Source organism: Streptomyces sp. NPDC060049, from assembly GCF_042736715.1.
Lineage (GTDB): Bacteria > Actinomycetota > Actinomycetes > Streptomycetales > Streptomycetaceae > Streptomyces.
In genome coordinates this window covers 23,482-40,093 of the sequence record NZ_JBHWVV010000016.1, presented here as the reverse complement: position 1 = coordinate 40,093, position 16,612 = coordinate 23,482, and the positions used below count along the sequence as shown (strand labels likewise).

16 protein-coding genes and 4 pseudogenes are annotated in these 16,612 nt (G+C 68.6%); 8 read left to right on the top strand and 12 right to left on the bottom strand.

Features of this window, described 5'->3' with window-relative positions:
* The first annotated feature begins 1,619 nt into the window (after positions 1-1,619).
* Entirely contained in the window at positions 1,620-1,841 is a 222-nt protein-coding gene (locus tag ACFWBY_RS27160) for a hypothetical protein (protein WP_385339812.1), read from the top strand.
* Between the two features lie 465 nt (positions 1,842-2,306).
* Positions 2,307-2,477, top strand: coding sequence for a hypothetical protein (locus tag ACFWBY_RS27155; protein ID WP_385339841.1), 171 nt, complete (start codon positions 2,307-2,309; stop codon positions 2,475-2,477).
* A gap of 14 nt (positions 2,478-2,491) precedes the next feature.
* On the opposite strand, the pseudogene ACFWBY_RS27150 reads toward ACFWBY_RS27155, so the two are convergent.
* A pseudogene (locus tag ACFWBY_RS27150) lies at positions 2,492-2,557 on the bottom strand (MerR family DNA-binding transcriptional regulator); the annotation flags it as partial.
* A 149-nt stretch (positions 2,558-2,706) separates the two neighbouring features.
* On the opposite strand from ACFWBY_RS27150, the gene ACFWBY_RS27145 reads away from it, so the two are divergent.
* The 3 genes and pseudogenes from ACFWBY_RS27145 to ACFWBY_RS27135 form a co-directional block, all read left to right on the top strand.
* On the top strand, positions 2,707-2,922 hold the full coding sequence (locus ACFWBY_RS27145) for a hypothetical protein (RefSeq protein ID WP_385339815.1): 216 nt from the start codon (positions 2,707-2,709) through the stop codon (positions 2,920-2,922).
* A 358-nt stretch (positions 2,923-3,280) separates the two neighbouring features.
* Entirely contained in the window at positions 3,281-4,087 is an 807-nt protein-coding gene (locus ACFWBY_RS27140; protein WP_385339818.1) for a hypothetical protein, read from the top strand.
* A gap of 21 nt (positions 4,088-4,108) precedes the next feature.
* Positions 4,109-4,225, top strand: a pseudogene (locus ACFWBY_RS27135) (hypothetical protein); the annotation flags it as partial.
* A gap of 738 nt (positions 4,226-4,963) precedes the next feature.
* On the opposite strand, the gene ACFWBY_RS27130 reads toward ACFWBY_RS27135, so the two are convergent.
* The 5 genes and pseudogenes from ACFWBY_RS27130 to ACFWBY_RS27110 form a co-directional block, all read right to left on the bottom strand.
* A complete protein-coding gene (locus tag ACFWBY_RS27130) occupies positions 4,964-5,293 on the bottom strand; it encodes an STAS domain-containing protein (RefSeq protein ID WP_385339837.1) in 330 nt (109 codons plus the stop codon).
* A 255-nt stretch (positions 5,294-5,548) separates the two neighbouring features.
* Positions 5,549-5,890, bottom strand: a complete 342-nt coding sequence (locus tag ACFWBY_RS27125; protein WP_385339821.1) for a MerR family transcriptional regulator — start codon at positions 5,888-5,890, stop codon at positions 5,549-5,551.
* Between the two features lie 710 nt (positions 5,891-6,600).
* A pseudogene (locus ACFWBY_RS27120) lies at positions 6,601-7,270 on the bottom strand (HemK2/MTQ2 family protein methyltransferase).
* Positions 7,271-7,457: 187 nt separating this feature from the next.
* A pseudogene (locus ACFWBY_RS27115) lies at positions 7,458-7,781 on the bottom strand (transposase); the annotation flags it as partial.
* A 27-nt stretch (positions 7,782-7,808) separates the two neighbouring features.
* Positions 7,809-8,123: a hypothetical protein gene (locus ACFWBY_RS27110; protein WP_385339824.1), complete on the bottom strand. Its 315-nt coding sequence runs from the start codon at positions 8,121-8,123 to the stop codon at positions 7,809-7,811.
* Between the two features lie 334 nt (positions 8,124-8,457).
* On the opposite strand from ACFWBY_RS27110, the gene ACFWBY_RS27105 reads away from it, so the two are divergent.
* On the top strand, positions 8,458-8,679 hold the full coding sequence (locus ACFWBY_RS27105) for a hypothetical protein (protein WP_385339827.1): 222 nt from the start codon (positions 8,458-8,460) through the stop codon (positions 8,677-8,679).
* 266 nt (positions 8,680-8,945) lie between these two features.
* Here ACFWBY_RS27105 and ACFWBY_RS27100 read toward each other — a convergent pair whose 3' ends face one another.
* Positions 8,946-9,257 (bottom strand): hypothetical protein, encoded by a 312-nt coding sequence (locus tag ACFWBY_RS27100; RefSeq protein WP_385339828.1) that lies wholly within the window; start codon positions 9,255-9,257, stop codon positions 8,946-8,948.
* Between the two features lie 495 nt (positions 9,258-9,752).
* Here ACFWBY_RS27100 and ACFWBY_RS27095 point away from each other — a divergent pair, with 495 nt between their 5' ends.
* Entirely contained in the window at positions 9,753-10,718 is a 966-nt protein-coding gene (locus ACFWBY_RS27095; protein ID WP_385339830.1) for an IS630 family transposase, read from the top strand.
* Positions 10,719-10,900: 182 nt separating this feature from the next.
* Here the strand turns inward: ACFWBY_RS27095 and ACFWBY_RS27090 are convergent, their stop codons facing one another.
* From ACFWBY_RS27090 to ACFWBY_RS27075, 4 genes are all read right to left on the bottom strand, one after another.
* Positions 10,901-11,947, bottom strand: a complete 1,047-nt coding sequence (locus tag ACFWBY_RS27090; protein WP_385339831.1) for a fatty acid desaturase family protein — start codon at positions 11,945-11,947, stop codon at positions 10,901-10,903.
* A 433-nt stretch (positions 11,948-12,380) separates the two neighbouring features.
* The gene (locus tag ACFWBY_RS27085) at positions 12,381-13,319 is read right to left on the bottom strand and encodes an IS5 family transposase (RefSeq protein WP_385339839.1); all 939 of its coding nucleotides are present in this window, start codon (positions 13,317-13,319) and stop codon (positions 12,381-12,383) included.
* Between the two features lie 71 nt (positions 13,320-13,390).
* Complete coding sequence (locus tag ACFWBY_RS27080; protein ID WP_385339833.1) at positions 13,391-13,924, bottom strand: phage tail protein; 534 nt, start codon at positions 13,922-13,924, stop codon at positions 13,391-13,393.
* Positions 13,925-14,568: 644 nt separating this feature from the next.
* Positions 14,569-14,823: an SPW repeat protein gene (locus ACFWBY_RS27075; RefSeq protein WP_385409714.1), complete on the bottom strand. Its 255-nt coding sequence runs from the start codon at positions 14,821-14,823 to the stop codon at positions 14,569-14,571.
* A 644-nt stretch (positions 14,824-15,467) separates the two neighbouring features.
* Between ACFWBY_RS27075 and ACFWBY_RS27070 the strand changes: the two genes are divergently transcribed.
* Positions 15,468-15,941 carry a hemerythrin domain-containing protein gene (locus tag ACFWBY_RS27070; protein WP_385343141.1) on the top strand — a complete coding sequence of 158 codons (474 nt, stop codon included), beginning with the start codon at positions 15,468-15,470 and terminating at the stop codon, positions 15,939-15,941.
* A gap of 54 nt (positions 15,942-15,995) precedes the next feature.
* On the opposite strand, the gene ACFWBY_RS27065 is transcribed toward ACFWBY_RS27070, so the two are convergent.
* The gene (locus ACFWBY_RS27065; protein WP_385343086.1) at positions 15,996-16,397 is read right to left on the bottom strand and encodes a DUF488 domain-containing protein; all 402 of its coding nucleotides are present in this window, start codon (positions 16,395-16,397) and stop codon (positions 15,996-15,998) included.
* Between the last annotated feature and the right edge of the window lie 215 nt (positions 16,398-16,612).

The window sequence follows — 16,612 nt, the reverse complement described above, 5'->3', positions numbered from 1 at the left end:
GACACTCACACGCGGCATCGCGTGGAGGAGCCCGTGATGCGACGCGAATTCCTGACCGGCGTGGCCGGCACCGCCAGTCCTCCTGGTACAGCAAAGTGGGCGCTTGCTCCATCGGCCTCACCCGGGACCTGAGGAGACGACATCTCAACTGAGGTCCCGGCTCCGGTCTGCGTACGCGTCCCGCAATCGTTGGTGGCCAGTTGGTGGTTGACTTCCGCGTTCTTGACGGGTGCGGCCGGCATGCCGTGTGATGAGGTGGGGAAAACGGCGGCGAGGGGCGGCGCGATGGCGGCAGATGATCAGGACGGCCCGGGGGATGCCCCCAGCGGCGAGAGCGAAGCCCGCCCTTCAACACCGGAGAGCATCGCCTCAAGACCGCGTCCAGGGGCCGGCCAGGGCAGGTGGGCATCTGACCACATTCCCGTGATCCTCCTGGCACTCGCAGTCCTGGTGCTGATGGTCCTGGGCGCAATGTCCAACGACAGCGCTACCTGCCCCGGCGGCGCCAGTAGCTGCGGCTACCCCTGACACCGGGGCGGACGAGAGCGGCCTGCCATCTTCCGGGCCTCGCCCCTCGCCCCCACCACCGGCAAGCCCCGCCCGCTCCCCCGCAGTCAGATCCCGCCGGATCGCACGATGCAACGTCGTCAACGACGGCGCCGTCTCCGGAGGAGACTGCGGCAGTGCTCTCGACGAGCTCACGCTGGACCGCTGGCACGTTCCCGCGCCACAACGCCAGCAGCGCACGCACCTCGTCCGACACGACGAACCGGTCAGCGCCGGCGCACTACACCGGGCTGGCCGGGAATCCGGCCGAAGGACGCGACCTCTACCAAGCCCTGCTCCCCGACCAGACCCGCGTCCTGGGCGCGGACCATCCCGACACCCTCACCACCCGCAACAAACCTGGCGACCTACACCGCCGAAGCCGGAAAGGCCGAAGCACGCGACCTCCTCTAGACCCTGCTCCGCGACGGCCCGGCCTTCTGAATCGCGTCCGGATACGTGCTCGGCCGCTGACGTTTCCGTGCCTCCGCCGCCTGCGCCGCCGCGCGACCGCGGTGACGGAAGGCGGACGACGAGGAGGCGAGGACTGGTCCACGGCGGGACCACCGGCGCCGAGCCCGGCCCGCCCACGGAAGCGTGATCCGCCCGAGGCGGGTCCAGTCAGCGGTAGGGGCTCCAGCGGCCAAAGCGGGCCATGAGCTGGCGTGCGGCGTCTTCGTCGAGTCCGAGGTGGGCGGCGGCCTGTGCGGTCAGTCGAGGTCACTGGCGGTGCCGCGGGCGGACGCGCGCATCCGCCTGCTCGTCCCCGCCCTCCACCAGGTCCCGGCCTGCGATCTCCACCGTCCGCACGACGCCGGGTTACCAGTACCCGCAGACGCCGCTATCGCGAAACGCACCCCGATCGCACATCACGGTATTCCGACCGCCAGACCGCACCCTGCCCGCCCGCTCCGGGCGCAACGACGAGGACCGCGGCGGACATCAGGGCGCGTCAGGATTCCCGGCTTGTCCCTGACCCCCTCGACCATCGCCAGGAAGTACTCCCCCAACAGAAGCCCCGGCCGCTTGGCGGGGTGACCCGTGCCTCGGCGCCGCGTTGTCCCGGCATGGATATGGACGACGAAGACTTCCTCGGCGTGCTCCTGGACGCCGTCACCGACACCCGCCTCAAACTCCTCACCGGCGACGAAGCAAGAGCGGTCATGATGCTCCTCGACGCCCTCGAAGAAGAGACCCACTCCGAAGAGGTACGCCAGGCCGCCGCAGAAATGCGGCTCCGCCTCGGATCACGCCTCGCCCTGCCCGCACATTCCCCACGATCGACCCTGGCGTGACTTCAGTCCACCACGACCCTGCGTGCAGGCAGTTGCACCCACTACAGAGCCGCGCGCCGCTCCCGGCCCGTGGCGCTGACCAGCACCGACGTTTGCAGGACGATCTGCGTCCGCGGGCGGCCCGCCGATGATCGTGTCGTGGAACGCGGGCTGTCCGTCCTCCCCGGCGAGGTAGTCGTTGGCGTCGAGCTACGCGGAGAGCACGTCGGGACCGAAGCGTCCCTGCTGCCCGCCCAAGGCACCGAGGGCTGAGTCGTGGCTGAGAGCCGCTGTTGTGTGGCCGCTCCGCACCGACAACCTGCGGAACCGCCACGAAGCCCACCAGAGTGGGTTACCCGAAGTGCAGCACCGCCCGGCAAGAGCTCAAGAGCCAGCTCGACGCCCTCGCCGAAACCGGGTGCGACCCGGTCTTCTCGGAAAAGAATCAGTACCCGGATCAAGGTCCGCCCGGAGTTCGTCAAGGCGATGGAGTTCGCCCGCACCATCAAGACGGCTGTCCCCCACCAGCGGGTGATCTTCACCGTGCACGAGATGAAGCGACTGGGCCGCGGCGCCGCCGAGCTCCTGGCCATCGCGGAGGACCTGCGCCACCACGACTTGATCACCCGCAGCGCGGTCACCGCCTCCTCGCCGTAGAGGCGATGGCCGCCGTTGCTGCGTTCCGGCTCGGCCAGCAGGCCGCGCCGCTCCCAGTAGCGCAGCGTCTGGATGTTCACCCCGGCCGCCTCGGCGACCTGCCCGCTACGCAGGCCCGTACTCACCGCGCCCCGTCTACCCCCCCCTGTGTCAGCAGCGCCGGGCCGCGACACCTACGCGCGGGTTACCTGCCCAGCGCTGGACTCGTTCACGGGGCATGAATCCATTCATGAAGTCGTTTGTCCCGGCCGGGGCAGTCATCACGGCAGCGCTCGTACTCGGTGCGGCCCCCGCAGCGCAGGCTGATGACGGAGTCAATTCCAACGTCATCACCTCCAACGCCCTCCAGAAGATCGCCAACCACCCCACCGTCCTCCAGAACAACGGCGGGTCTGACGGCCACCCCGGCAACGCTGCCGGGTCCGTCATCGACACCTTGCCGTAGCCAAGCCGCAGAGAGGTGAAGCCGGGCCGGCGCACGCCGACCCGGCTTCCTCATGACTCCTCCGGGTGCCGGCCCCGCACAACGCGAACGCCGTGGACCTCACTGCGATACGGGCAGCTCGCTACTCCCCCGGGCCAGTTCAGTACAGCGGATCCCGCCCCCTGGTGTGCCACTCCATCACCGGCGCAGCGCTCCACCCGTGTTCCTCGCACCAGGACGCCTGGACGATGGCGCCGCGTGCCGTGCGCACGGCAGGCGCTCCGAGGTCTGGCACTGCGATTGATCACGGTTTGAGAGTGGCTGAACTCGGATGAGTTCGTTGACAAGGGTGTCCAACCGATCTTCTGGAGGCCTTTTCATGAAGCTTCTTTCCCCCTCACGCTCTGCGGGCGCGGCGCTGGTGCTGGCTGTTGCGGCGGTGCCGCTGCTGGCGGCGCCGAGTTCGGCCGGCCCGGCTCCGGTCGTCAAGGCGTTCAACTCTCCCGGCGTCTTCGAGTTCGAGGTGCCGGACGGGGTCACCAGCATCCGGGTGACGGCCGTGGCTGGCGGAGGCGGCGGCGGGGGCGGTGGCGGCAACAACAACGGCCCCCTGACCGGCGGCGGGGGCGGAGGCGGGGCCAGCGGATCGGTCGTCTCGTGCACTATCGAGGTCGGCTCCGGCCTGGACCTCCAGGTGATGGTCGCTAAAGGCGGCGCGCCGGGCAAGGGCGGCGGCAGGAACCAAAACGGCGCAGCCGGGGGAACAGGGGGAGACTCCGGGGTCGCTGTGGAGGAGGACCGGGTGAAGCCTGTGGTCACCATCTCGGGTGGCCTCGGCGGTAGCGGAGGCAAGGGAGTGACGCCTCTCCTCCACAGCGGTAGCGGTGGGGCTGGTGGAACGGCCAGCCTGGATACCTTCTGCGACGGCTCCGACCCCGCTACTTATGCAGGTAAAGCCGGTGACAAAGGCGACGACGGCCGCAAGAACAGCTACGGAGTGGCGGGGCACGGCGCATTCAGCCCGAAGAGCTTCGACCAGTGCGTCGGCGCGGGCCACGGCTCCAACGGCGGCAGCGGCGCCGCCGAGGTCATCACGGGCAACGATTCCACCACCACCCACCAGGCCGCAGACGACGGCGAAAAGGGCGCACACGGCTGCGTGATCCTGACCTACACCGCCCCGTAGACGCTGATCCCCCGCCCAAAGACCGCCTCATGGGTCGAGTGGTACAGCAACCGCCGGCTGCACTCAAGCCTGGGCATGATCAGTCCCAACGAGTTCGAGGCAGCCCACTGGGCTGACTCAGAACCAGGAGCCGACTGATCACCGGCCAACAAACCACTGGCAGGAAAGCCGCAACCAACGGTTCAGGTCGTCGTCTGTGGCGCCAGTGTGACCAGTCGGGACGTGGTCGATGCTCGGGTGGCGAGACCCGTTGGGGCCTCCGGGAACGGCGGAGCGCCTCCTGGATGAGCTGTAGGCAGGGCGTCCGGCAGCCGTCCGTCTCGGGCTGCGGCCATGGCGGCGCGCAGCCCGAGACGGTGCGGATTACCCCACCTGCTGGCAGCCGTACCGCGGGTAGATCTGCCTCAGCAGGGACGTGGCCTGCGGGGTAGTGGTGACCGTGAAGACCGGCCCCCCGTTGCAAGACCACCTGGTGGTCACCAGCGGAGCAGCTTCAGCCGAGGAGGGCAGAAGAACGCCGCCGACGACCAGGCAGCCGGCGAGTGCCGTCATGCACCTGCGATATGTGACCCGCCACATGTCTCTCACCACTTTTCATGAGGTCCGGCGCTCAGAGACCGGACGGACATAAAGGATTATTTCGATAGTGGATGGAGATGCCGACATTTGTGTGCTGAACGGGTGCGGAACGGTGCGGTCTCTCGCCGTCGCGTCAGGACACGACCTGCACGTCTGTCGCCCGGTGACACACCCCGGATCTCTCACCTCGGACAGTGGCCCCACACACCGAAACAGCCACCGAACAGCATCAACGCGCCACCGCTCGCACGGAACCGATAGATCGCACACAGGCACGCGCCGGGTGGCGATCTGGCCTCACAGGGTGCGCGCGGCTTCGATGCCGTCGGCGGTCGGGAACACCTCGCGGGCCCCGGTCAGGTCCAGGAGCCGGCCCAGCCGAGTCGGCACCGGTCCGGCCAGGATCAGGCGGCCGGTGCGTAGCAGGATCAGCATCAGGTTGAGCATGGCGGAGTCGGCGAAAGTCACCCGGGTTACATCCAGAACGATCCGCCGTAGGCCGGGGTGGTCAGCGGCCGCCGCGCAGGCCGCTCTGAGGGATCCCAGAGTGTCCTGGTCGAACTCACCCGCACACACGATGACGCGCACGCCATCCTCATCGGGCAGTACCCGCACCCGCAGCTCCACCAGCAACTCCCCACCTCGACCAACGACGCCATACCGCGCCGACCCCCTCGGGGCACAACGACCCAGAGCACAGCCTCAGACTGCACGCTCCGTCTTGATCCAACACACAGGGCACCGCCCTCACCCGGCAGCCGCAGCCCACCCGGCCCACATCCCGGCACGCCTCCGCCGTGACATCCAGCCTCGGATTCCGATCGCTGTGCGTCTCGGGCGGCGCGCGTGCCTGGCAGAGGAGGGGGGAAGGGCTGTGCCGTCTCAGGCCACGGCTTTGGGGGCCGCCGCGGCGGCGGCGGTCGTGCGGTACTCGGCGTTGAGGCGTTGTGCTTCCTCGAGCTGGTCTTCCAAGATGACGATCCGGCAGGCCGCCTCGACGGGCGTGCCCTGGTCGACGAGCTCCCGGGCGCGGGCCACGATGCGCAGCTGGTAGCGGGAGTAGCGGCGGTGGCCCCCGGCGGAGCGGAGCGGGGTGACGAGGCGGGCTTCGCCGATGGCGCGGAGGAAGGCCTGGGTGGTGCCGAGCATTTCGGCGGCCCGGCCCATCGTGTAGGCGGGGTAGTCATCGTCATCGAGACGGCTGAAGGAGTCGTCTGCGGTCATCGCACCTCTCTCGGGGAGCGTACGGAGGGCCCAGGTACCTATGGCACCAGGGCCCCGAAGGAACTGCTACACCACCTACCGGCCCTGGTACTGCGCCGGCCTACTGTGTCCGCCCACCCGTCCGATCGGAAACGGGAGATGCAGGGATCGCGGTTGCTTGACCGGAGACAACCTCACTATCGATGTCCTGTGGTACCCGGGCTTCCAACTGCCGGCCCGGGCGACCCTGATGGCGCTCTTGCTCCTTCGTTCATCCCTCGGTGATCAACTACTACTTGCCTAGCGGTGGACTGCGTACTGCTTCACCGCGTACTGCTGGTACTGCCTACCGCTGTACTGCGAACTGCTCGTGGCCTTTCCGAGCGCCACTCTCCGGCAGCCGGCCCCGTCGTTCGTCCTGTCGTCTGCTCTGGCTTCGGAGCTCCACCACCGCACCGTCGCGCGCACTGCAACTGCGGTTGCTGCTTGCTGCCCGGCAGTTCGTCTCTGCCAGACCTTGCGGTCTCCCTGGGCTACGAGAGAAACCATAGCCACACGACCATGCAATGTCTACTCCGGCCATCGCAGATTTTCGTTCGTCAGACGGAGAGGTAATCGACCACGGGCGGATAGGTAGTGGGGCGAGGGCGCAAGACGGACCTCGCCGTGTCAAGCCGCGCGGCCAGGGCACACGCGCCACGCACGGCGCCGGCCCCTCTTGCTGGAAGTAGTCAGGGGTGTTGAGCACGGATGACCACGAGCTCTTCCCATTCCTGCGCTTCGGCCGCCAGGCCCCGCTGCTCCAGCCGCGTCCGCCGTGAGCGCAGCACCGGACCCCGCGGGACGAGGGTTCTCGCTGTCACCTGCGTGACAAGCCCGGTCTGGGAGAGCCGGTCAACGATGGCCTGGGCCCCGCACATCCCGGAATGCACCATGAGCAGTCTTCCGCCCGGCTGCCACCGCGTCGGGGCGCTCGCAGATCCGGTCGATGACTGCACGTCCGTCGGGGGCGGCGTCCCACGCTCGCTCAGGTCCGCGCGAGAGCAGCTCGCTTCCCGGCGCGGGCACGTACGGCGGATTGGCGACGATCAGATCGAAGGACCGTCCGGCCGCGGGTGCGAAGTCGCCGTACACCAGCCGCAGCGACAGCCGGCTGCGCAACGCGTTCAGGCGAGGCGCGATGAGAGCAGACCAGGAGACGTCGACCGCTGCGACCCGGCGCCCCTTGCCCGCGGCAAGCAGGGCGAGCACCCCGCTACCGGTGCCGATCTCCAAGACGTCGCTCTGGGGACCGAGGCTCTCACCGGCGAGAGCCTCGGCAAGGAACCTGGTATCCGCCTGCGGACGGTACACCCCCGGAGGGACGATCAAGCCGTCGGAAAGAGGCTCACCCGAACTCAGAGCCGTACGGGACACAGCGCACCTCCGGATACAGCCCCGGGCAGGGGCGACTGCCCCCGGTGAAGCCACCTCTTAGTGCTTTGTCAGCTGGTGTCGAAGGGTTGTCTGGTGGTTTGTCGGCAGGTGGGGCAGGTGCCGGTCCAGGTGGCGATGAGGTGTTGGAGGAGGTCCAGGGCCTGGTAGAGGGTCAGGCCCTGGCAGGGACTTTCGGGGTCCTCCGCTGTTCGGTCGGGAAGAGATGGGCGGCGGTGACGAGGGTGACGTGTCGGTGCCAGCCGGTGAACGAGCGGCCCTCGAAGTGATCCAGGCTTAGAGCTGTCTTGAGTTCGCGGTAGTCGTGCTCGATCCGCCACCGCGCTTTCGCGAGGCGGACCAGATCCTTGGCGGAAATGTCGACGGGCAGGTTCGAGCCCCAGTACTTCACCGGCTCCGCTTCACCCTCGGGCCACTGGTGGGCGATCAACGGATCACACAAGTCCGATTGGGCAGCCACGGGCAGCCCTGCGCCGTCATAGCCATCGGTCTGAAATAGATCGGATCAGGCATTTTCCTGCGGGCAGACCTCGGCCAAGAGCTCCAGCAGATGGGCGGTCACCGGCTCGGGCTTGCCCCGCCGCACCCAGGTGTAGACGGCAACCCGGGTCGAGCCGTCGGCATGCCGCAGAACGTACCCGTCCACCAGCCCACGCGAACGGGACTCCCGTACCTGAACCTGCCGGGGCTTGCCATCCCCCTCGGCCAGGACCTCGACGACCTGACACTCCGGGCCGTCCCGAAACTGATACACCCAGTACATCCGCATATAAGCCATTGTTTCCAGTGCCACGCGCCGCCGTGCATCGGACACCCCCATGGGCGCTTTCAGGATGACCGCTACCGGCTCCGCCTGTGGCGGTTGCCGGCAACCAACGAGCTACCAAGCCGGCGCGAATCATCGACTGGCACACCTACTGTCCCGCCAGGCGCTCATGGATTCGGCGCGGGACGGCCAGATGGTGCCGGCAGGCCGGTACGGCTATGTCCCCCCACTCTCTCCGCGTAACCCGCCGACCTCCAAAGAGGGCACCCGTCGTCGGCAAACGAGTGCACCGCAGGCAGCCGGCGCGACCGTGGGCGCATCACGGGGAAGCCATGGACGGTGATATGCCGGGAGCATCTCGGCACACTGTGAGAGAGGAACCGCATCGATGGAACAGTCTGAGCTGGAGAACAAGGTCAAACAGCTGGAGACGGCTCTGGCCGTCCAGGAGGCGACCATGGCCGGGGCGCAGGCCACGCAGGCGGCGACGCAGGCGGGGATGACCTCGACGTTCGGCGCGACGCACGCGGGGACGTGGTCCGTGATGGTCACCGGCAGCGTCTCGCTGCTTGTGGGGATCTTCCTCGGCATGGCCATCGCCAGGGACTGACGACCGGCCCCGCCCTACCGGGAGCCACCGTCTGGTTTTGCGCCGCCCTCTGCCCGGCCTCACGGCCGGTCGGAGGGCGGCTCGCTGCGAGGTGGTCCGGGAGTAGATCCCGGCATTCGCCTCGCAGGTGAACGTTTCCCCATGGGCGGGCGGGCGAAGACTGCGGCGGGCCTGGGGTCACCCGTTTGCCGATCGTTTCCCCACACGACGGGGCATCGTGAGGTCCTGAGCCGGCTGTGAAGCAGCCCTCGCGCCGTCGGCACGTGTCAGGAGCCGTCGTCGTCGTAGTGGTCCCGGCTTCCGGACTTGGCCAGCCCTCGGCTGATCATGTAACCGAAGGTGAGGATCACGATGTAGAGCCAGGCCCTGTCGGCGCGGAAGTAGTCGAGGTGACCCTCTTCGGTGCCCACCACCATGGAGGCGATCAGGACCGCGACCACGCAGGCGATGTACACGAAGGACTCCGTCGTCTTCAGGGCCGACTTCGTCTCGGTCGACAGGCGGCGTGTCCCGTGGCCGGAAACGTCGGCACCGGCGGAGCGACCTGCAGGGGTACCGGCCGGGTTCGCAGTGGTCATGGCAGGTGTCCGATCCGTTGTGCGAAGCACGTAGTGCACTCCACGCGTTTTCGGGATCACGCCAAGATCGACGCCGTCCCACCTGAGCGGCTACCGCAAATGGAAAGAATGAACGTCACATAAAGACGATCATGGCCCTTGAGGTCATCGGACCCGCACCTGAGTACAGGAAGTCGGGGGAACGGGTGGCAGCGCGGCATCCCGGACTCCGAGAGGGAAGGGATAACCGGCGACGGTAGGCCGGCGCACGCCGGTCAGCGCCAGTGCGTGCAACTCGCGGTCCTGTCCTGGAACGCGCTCGACGCCCGATCCTGGCCCGCGTCACCTACTGAGCTTTGCGGGTTGTCGTCGGGGAGTGACGGTTCATGATCCCTGCGCTATGCCAGTGGTATGCGTTATCCGGAGGGTGGGGGCCTGACCGCTGAGCGTCGGGCGTTTCGTCCGGGGATCCGGCTTCAGGCCGGCGAGCGGTTCGCGGCGGGTGAGAAGACCGCCGTGATCGCGAAGGACCTGCGGGTGAGTGTGCGGTCGGTGGAACGCTGGCGTCGTGCCTGGCGCGAGGGCGGCATGGAGGCCCTGCGCTCGGCGGGTCCAGCGAACTCCCCGACTGTCACTGATACCCAGTTCGCCGTGCTCGAGAAGGAACTCGGCAAGGGCCCGTCAGCACACGGTTTCGAGGATGAACGGTGGACTCTTGTCAGGGTCCAGACGGTGATCCGCCGCCGTCTGCGCCTGACGCTTTCGGTGGCGACGGTGTGGCGGCTGCTGAAACGGCATAGCTGGTCCTGGCAGACGCCTGCCCGCAGAGCCCTCGAGCGTGACGAGCACGCGGTCGAGCTGTGGAAGAAGGAGGTGTGGCCGGAGGTAAAAGCCTCACGGCGGCGTCCGGGGCATGGCGTCTTCGAGGACGAGGCCGGATTCTCCATGACGCCGCCCCGCGCCCGCACCTGGGGCCGACGCGGACACACCCCCGTCATCCGCGTCCGCGGCCGCTCCCGCCGCAGGACCTCGGTCGCCGCCCTGTGCTGCTACAAACCCGGCGAGAAGAGCCGCCTCATCCACCGGCCCCGCAACCATCTCCTACTCCAGGGCGCACGCAAGAGCTTCTCCTGGCAGGACTACCGCGACCTGCTGGTGAGGGCCCATATTCAACTCGGCGGACCCATCGTGGTGGTCTGGGACAACCTCAACACCCACCTGGCCGCCGGGCTGAAACGGTACGAGGCCGAGCACGACTGGCTCACCACCATCCGCCTCCCGGCATACGCACCAGACCTGAACCCGGTCGAAGCCGTCTGGTCACTCGTGCGCAGAGCCACGGCCAACACCGCCTTCGGCACCCCCGACGACCTCGACCGCACACTCCGCCGCGAGTTACGCAGAATCCAGCTCCGACCCCACCTCATCGACGGCTGCCTCACCGCCACAGGCCTGACTATCAACCCACCGACCCCACCCTGAAATCCTCAGTAATCGGGAACCGCGGCCCGTTGACGCATGCATGGGCTGCGTATCCCGGTACGGCCATGACCCACCTGTGTCCGCTGCGCCCGGTCCGACCCGCGTCGGCCGCCGCACCCCTGACTCCGGCCGGCGTCCCGCGTACCGGCGATCCTCCCGCGCGCCGGCCGGTGGTCGTGGCGTCAGGTGGTCCGCGGCCTTCTGAGGGGGGCTCCCGCCGCGTGGAGGCTGGCGAGGGTCTGCCGGTAGGAGTTGACCAGGCTGGTCTCCAGGTAGCTGACCCCGAGCTCCTGGCAGTACCCGCGGACGATGGTCCGGGCCCTGCGCAGGTGCGGGCTGGGCATGCTCGGGAAGAGGTGGTGCTCGATCTGGTAGTTGAGACCGCCCAGGACGATGTCGGTCAACCGGCCTCCGCGCACGTTGCGGGAGGTCAGGACCTGGCGCCTCAGGAAGTCGGGCCGGTCGGCGCCCCTCAGGATCGGCATGCCCTTGTGGTTCGGGGCGAAGATCGAGCCGAGGTAGACGCCGAAGAGGCACTGGTGGACGAGGAGGAACACGACCGCCTTGCCGGGCGGCAGCACCAGGAACAGCGCGCCGAGGTAGGCGGCGAGATGCGCGGCGAGCAGGGCCCCCTCCCACACGCGGTGCTTGAGGGAGCGGTCGAACAGCGACCGCACCCCGGACACGTGCAGGTTGAATCCCTCGAGCGTGAGCAGCGGGAAGAAGAGGAACGCCTGCGAGCGGCCGAGCAGCCGGGGCAGTCCCCTGGCCGCGCGGGCCTGGTCCTGCGTCCAGACGAAGATGTCCGGGTCGAGGTCGGGATCGAGGTCCTCGTGGTTGGGGTTGGCGTGGTGGCGGGTGTGCTTGTCCTGCCACCAGCCGTACCCCATGCCGATGCCCAGGTTCCCGGCGACGCGCCCGGACACCTCGCTGGCCTTGCGCAGCCGGAAGACCTGCCGGTGGGCGACGTCGTGCGCGAGCAGCGCCACCTGCCCGAACACAAAGGCGAGGAAACCGGCTACAGCCAGCGTCCACCAGCTGTCGCCTATCAGGACGAACGCCGTCCACCCGGCGGCGTACAGCACCGCCACGGCTGCGATGCGCAGTGCGTAGTACCCGGGGCGCCGGGCCATGAGCCCAGCCTCCTGGATCTTCCGGGAGAGCCGGGCGAAGTCACTACCCGCATCCGCCCGTACGGGAAGGGGACGCACCGTCGGGGAGAAATTCATGATCAGAAGTCACTTTCCGTTCCGCCGGACAGAGGAGCGGGCCACGGCACGGGCGGATCGCGCCCTACCCGGGGCTCCACCCGGAACGCGGGTGGCGCTCCGCATACCGCGCATACCCGGGATAACGGAATCGACGTACGCCTCGGCCCGCCCGTTCCGTTCCCACTCCCGGCGACCGGACGCCGGCCGGGGCGGCACGGCGTTGCCGCTGAGGCGAAGCCGCTGTGGGCAACTGTCAGCGGTCACGTAAGTCAGTCCCACCCCCACTCCCACCCGTGACCCCGCTGCGACCGACGACACCCCCTTCCCCGGCGGAGCGTTTGGCACCAGCACCGCCGCGCGCCTACGGCATCGTGGCGGCGTCCGGGGAAGGTCTTCTCGAAGGCTGCTCATCTGCGGTGGCGAGGACGTCGACTAGGACTTGTCCGGGCGATCAAGTTCGCAGCCAGATGGCTAGGGCCGCCGCTGTCGCAGTGCCGAGGAAGACGAAGCCACGCTTGTCATCCCTGGTGGCGACGGCCCGGTGCTGCTTCAAGCGGTTGATCGCCCGTTCGACGGTGTTGCGCTTTTTGTACCGCTCTTGGTCGAAGCCCGGCGGTCGGCCGCCTCGTGAGCCTCTGCGTGAGCGAGCGGCCTGGCTATCGGTCTTCTCCGGAATCGTGTGCGGTATGCCCCGGCGCCGCAGATAGTCCCGGCACGGCCTGTTGCTGTAGGCCTTGTCGGCCATGACGCTGTCAGGAGTCTTGCGGGTTCGGCCCGGCCCGACTCTCGGGATACGGATCTTCTCCAGCACGGCCTGGAACTGCGAGCAGTCCGCTCGCTGCCCCGGCGTGACGATCAGGGACAGCGGGCGGCAGCGTCCGTCCGCGCTCAGGTGGAGTTTTGTGGTGAACCCACCCCGCGAGCGCCCCAGGCCCTCACCTCCCGCTCCACCTCCACCTCCACCAGGCAGCCGAGCAGGCTCCGCCACGCGAATTCGCCCTCGCGCTCTGGCGTTTTCGCCCCCTGTAGCGGCGGGGTCCATCGGCGGATCGGTAGGGGCGCCGGCCGCATGTTGATGCGCACGAACGATCGTCGAGTCCACCGAGACGTCCCAGTCGATCTCACCCGCGACATCGGCCGCCGCCTGGACCTGCTGGAGCAGACGCTCCCACATACCGTCGGCCGGCCAGAGCCGATGCCGTTCATAGACCGTCTTCCACGGACCGAACCGTTCGGGCAGGTCACGCCACGGCACCCCGGTCCGCACTCGATGCAGGATCCCGTCGATCACCTGACGGTGGTCCCGCCACCTGCCACAACGCCTGTTGCTTACCGGTAGGAACGGCCGCAGCCGTTCCCACTCGGCATCACTCAGATCCCCCCGCCCCATGTCCACATCAACGACCCAGACACGCAGCAGTCGCATGTACGGCCGGACCGCTTGATGCGGCTCAGAAGGCTTTAGAGCGGGTTAGCACTCACATAGGTGAGTTCGAGCGTTTCTTCCACCGCCGAGGAGTCACCTGCCGACAGGTCCGGGGCGCTCCAGCCCGAAGCTCGGGCACCCTCGAACCGAAAGCGCCTCACGACCTCGTTCTGCTCGTTCACATAAGCCAGAACGATGGTCTGGGAACCGGCTTCCGCCTTGGCCGGATCCTTGGAGTCCAAGATCCACTGAGTGAACTTCTCACTCTTGTCCAAGCCCCGCGTGAGGGTCAGCGTCCCGAAGGACTCCGGTGCACCCAGGACAAGGTCGGGGATCGGCTTCCCGTCCGGCGAGTTCTGCAGCAGCTGGATGTACTCCTGTTTGACCGAGACCCCAGAGACGCTCTTGAGCGTCTCCACTCGACGATCCCCCAGCTCGATCTGCCACTGGTGCTTGACGACTTCCATGAACACTCCGTCTCCGTGGGCCCGCGCAGGGCAATCCAACAGCCCGGTGATCATGCCCATCGATGCTTGATCGATACCTGCAACCGAGGAGTAGCTCGACATGGCTCAATTCCGCATCCGCGCTTGATCGCCCGGACAGGTCCTAGGCGGCGCAGCGAGTGCAGCGAGTGCAGCGCAAGGTCGTCGGCTGGGACGTGGCGCAGGACGATGATCGCGTCGCTGTCCAGGGTCCGGAGCAGGCGGCCGGCGTAGACGAGGCTCGTACAGGCTCACCCGGCGGGCCGGACCGAAAGCGGGCTGGAAGGTGACGGCCTCGGCAGGGGCCTTGTCGTCGTCCAGGCCCAGGTGGCATGGCAAGGGGGTGCGGTGTTCGTCGGCCAGCAGGTGCCTGACGTTGCCAGTGTGGAGGTCGGATCGGTCACCGGTGCCCAAGCGCCCCCGGCCGTGACGCAGAACGACGCCGGTTTCTGGCCGCGGCGCCGAGAGTCCGTGTGACGGCCCAGGCGGTGGGGCGCCGGAAGCGGCCGGGGCATGCTGTCGGCCGGGGTAGTGAGACAGACGTGTGACGGCTGCCGGCCCTGCCCGCAGTCGGCAGCGCCATGGGGCCGGGAGCAGCGCCGCTCCCTTGCTGCTTGCATACCGCTGCTGCTGCTTGCATACCGCTGCCGGATCAGTGTCTGCCGGGGTCGGGCGGCCGGCTGCCATCGCCGCTGTTGCGTGGCCATGCAGTGGAGGTAGTTCGGTTGTCAGTGAGCTCCGGGCATGGGGCGGCGCGAACCGGGGCTGTGGCGGTTGGTGTCGCGGGCGCGGGCGCGGGCGCGGGCGCGGGCGCGGGCGCGGGCGCGGGCGCGGGCGGCGGAGGCTGCGGCGAGGGCGAGGAGGGTGGCGATGGCGCCGGTGATGAGGTTGCTGGTGATCGAGCGGGTGTGGGCGACGTCCCCGGCGACGACCCAGGGGGCGACGCAGGTCCAGATGCCGATGGCGGCCGCGGCCCAGGCCATGGACGGCCTGCGCCCACGCTCGCTCAGGCCCACACGACGGCATGCGTTTGCCCGGGGCGGGAACGTACGGCCGATTCGCGATGATCAGGTCGAATGATCGCCCGGCGGTGCGGGCAGCAGACTCTCCGTGGGCGAGCCGCAGAGGCAGCCGCCGGCGCAGCGCGTCAGGCGGCCCGCGGCCACAGCAGGCCAGGAGACGTCGACTGCCGTGACCCTGGCACTCACGGGTGGGACCGGCCGCGCGCATTCCCACCGGGCCCCGCAAGCGTCCTCACGGCGCTGCTCCACCGATGCTGCTCAGCCGATGGCGGAGCCTGGCGCCACCCGCGCGTCGGCTGCCGTACCGGAAAGCGCCAACAGCAGGGGGACCAGGACTCGTCGACGAGCATGAGGGAGGCCGCCTCTCCTTCATCCGCGAGGGCCCACTCGCGATGCCACTCCGCGCGGCTGCTCCGCGGCGTAGGTGGGCGCAGCTGCCGCCTCCGCCCGCCTCGGAGGCATGTGACCTGGGCGGCGTACGGCGTATGCACGTCGCCTTTCCGGGTCAACCCCCGTCCCTGACGAGCTACGCGTCGACGGACGGGGTACACGGTGTCGGGGTGGCCGGCTGCGCCGCCTCGTACGGCGACGCCAAGGAGGCACTGGTGGACGGGATCGTGCTGCTCAAGGAAGACCACAAGACGGTCGAGAAGCTGTTCAAGCAGTTCGAGAAGGCCGGCGACAGCGACCACGCCGAGAAGCGGAAGATCGCCGACCAGGTGATCGAAGAACTCACCACACACACCTGGATCGAGGAGACGATCTTCTACCCGGCCGCCCGCGAGGCCGAGCCCGACACCAAGGACCACGTACTCGAAAGCATCGAAGAGCACCACGTCGTGTTGTGGATGCTCTCCGAGCTCAAGGACCTCGACCCGGCCGACGAGCGGTTCGACGCCAAGATGAGTGTCCTCATGGAGAACGTCCGCCACCACGTCGAGGAAGAAGAGAAGGAGTGGTTCCCCGACGTCCGCAAGGCCATGGGCCGCAACCGGCTCACCGAACTCGGCGACCGGATGGAAGCGGCCAAGAAGAAGGCTCCAGGTGAGCCGCTCGCCGTCCCCAGCGCCAAGCTGTGACCGTGAGTAGCGTCGACTGTCTGTAGGGCAACGAACGCCGGTGACGGGCACGGATCAGACCGGGCGGATGTCCGTGACTGGCAGGCTGTGCTCGGCGCGCAGGCGTTCGGCCACGAGCGAGCGGTGGCACGCCTCCGGATCGCGCTCGACGCAGAAGAGGGCGGTCACCGAGCCTCTCGGAAGCTCGGCCACGAGCGCGCCGAGGCCGAACGGGTCGAGGGTCTCACGGGTGTAGCGCTCGGCGTACTCGGGCGCCGGCGCAATGCGGTTGCGCGCGCCCACCCCGTGGCGGTCGTCCTCGCGGTACTGGAGCGGACGCAGTTCCGTCGTCGGCGCCAGCTCCTGCAAGCCGATGCCCGCCGCGGCGAGCGCGCGCTGGAGCCGCGCCGAGTTCGACCAGGAATAGTCGGGGCCCCGAACGCCGCGGCGCCGGCGGAGGTCGAGCAGCAGCCCCACGCCCCGCCGGCGGGCTTCTCGAGGAAAACTCCGGCCGTGAAGCCGTAAACGCCGATCGTCGCGATGCGTCCCATCGCAGCACCCCTCGCCCGAGGCGGCCGACGTGTTTGATGACGACCGCCACTGGAGCAGTGGTGATCGCGTACGGGACGCGGTAGCGGCCGATGTGGATGCGACACAGCCCCCAGCCGTGCAAGGCCGTGCCCCGAGGGCGG

Excerpts from the sequence above, each read along its gene's own strand:
- ACFWBY_RS27160 (WP_385339812.1), top strand. The coding sequence starts at position 1,620 with ATGGACGACGAAGACTTCCTCGGCGTGCTCCTGGACGCCGTCACCGAC.
- ACFWBY_RS27155 (WP_385339841.1), top strand. The coding sequence starts at position 2,307 with ATGGAGTTCGCCCGCACCATCAAGACGGCTGTCCCCCACCAGCGGGTG.
- ACFWBY_RS27145 (WP_385339815.1), top strand. The coding sequence starts at position 2,707 with ATGAAGTCGTTTGTCCCGGCCGGGGCAGTCATCACGGCAGCGCTCGTA.
- ACFWBY_RS27140 (WP_385339818.1), top strand. The coding sequence starts at position 3,281 with ATGAAGCTTCTTTCCCCCTCACGCTCTGCGGGCGCGGCGCTGGTGCTG.
- ACFWBY_RS27125 (WP_385339821.1), bottom strand. The coding sequence starts at position 5,890 with ATGACCGCAGACGACTCCTTCAGCCGTCTCGATGACGATGACTACCCC.
- ACFWBY_RS27110 (WP_385339824.1), bottom strand. The coding sequence starts at position 8,123 with ATGGGGGTGTCCGATGCACGGCGGCGCGTGGCACTGGAAACAATGGCT.
- ACFWBY_RS27105 (WP_385339827.1), top strand. The coding sequence starts at position 8,458 with ATGGAACAGTCTGAGCTGGAGAACAAGGTCAAACAGCTGGAGACGGCT.
- ACFWBY_RS27100 (WP_385339828.1), bottom strand. The coding sequence starts at position 9,257 with ATGACCACTGCGAACCCGGCCGGTACCCCTGCAGGTCGCTCCGCCGGT.
- ACFWBY_RS27090 (WP_385339831.1), bottom strand. The coding sequence starts at position 11,947 with ATGAATTTCTCCCCGACGGTGCGTCCCCTTCCCGTACGGGCGGATGCG.
- ACFWBY_RS27085 (WP_385339839.1), bottom strand. The coding sequence starts at position 13,319 with ATGGGGCGGGGGGATCTGAGTGATGCCGAGTGGGAACGGCTGCGGCCG.
- ACFWBY_RS27080 (WP_385339833.1), bottom strand. The coding sequence starts at position 13,924 with ATGTCGAGCTACTCCTCGGTTGCAGGTATCGATCAAGCATCGATGGGC.
- ACFWBY_RS27075 (WP_385409714.1), bottom strand. The coding sequence starts at position 14,823 with ATGGCCTGGGCCGCGGCCGCCATCGGCATCTGGACCTGCGTCGCCCCC.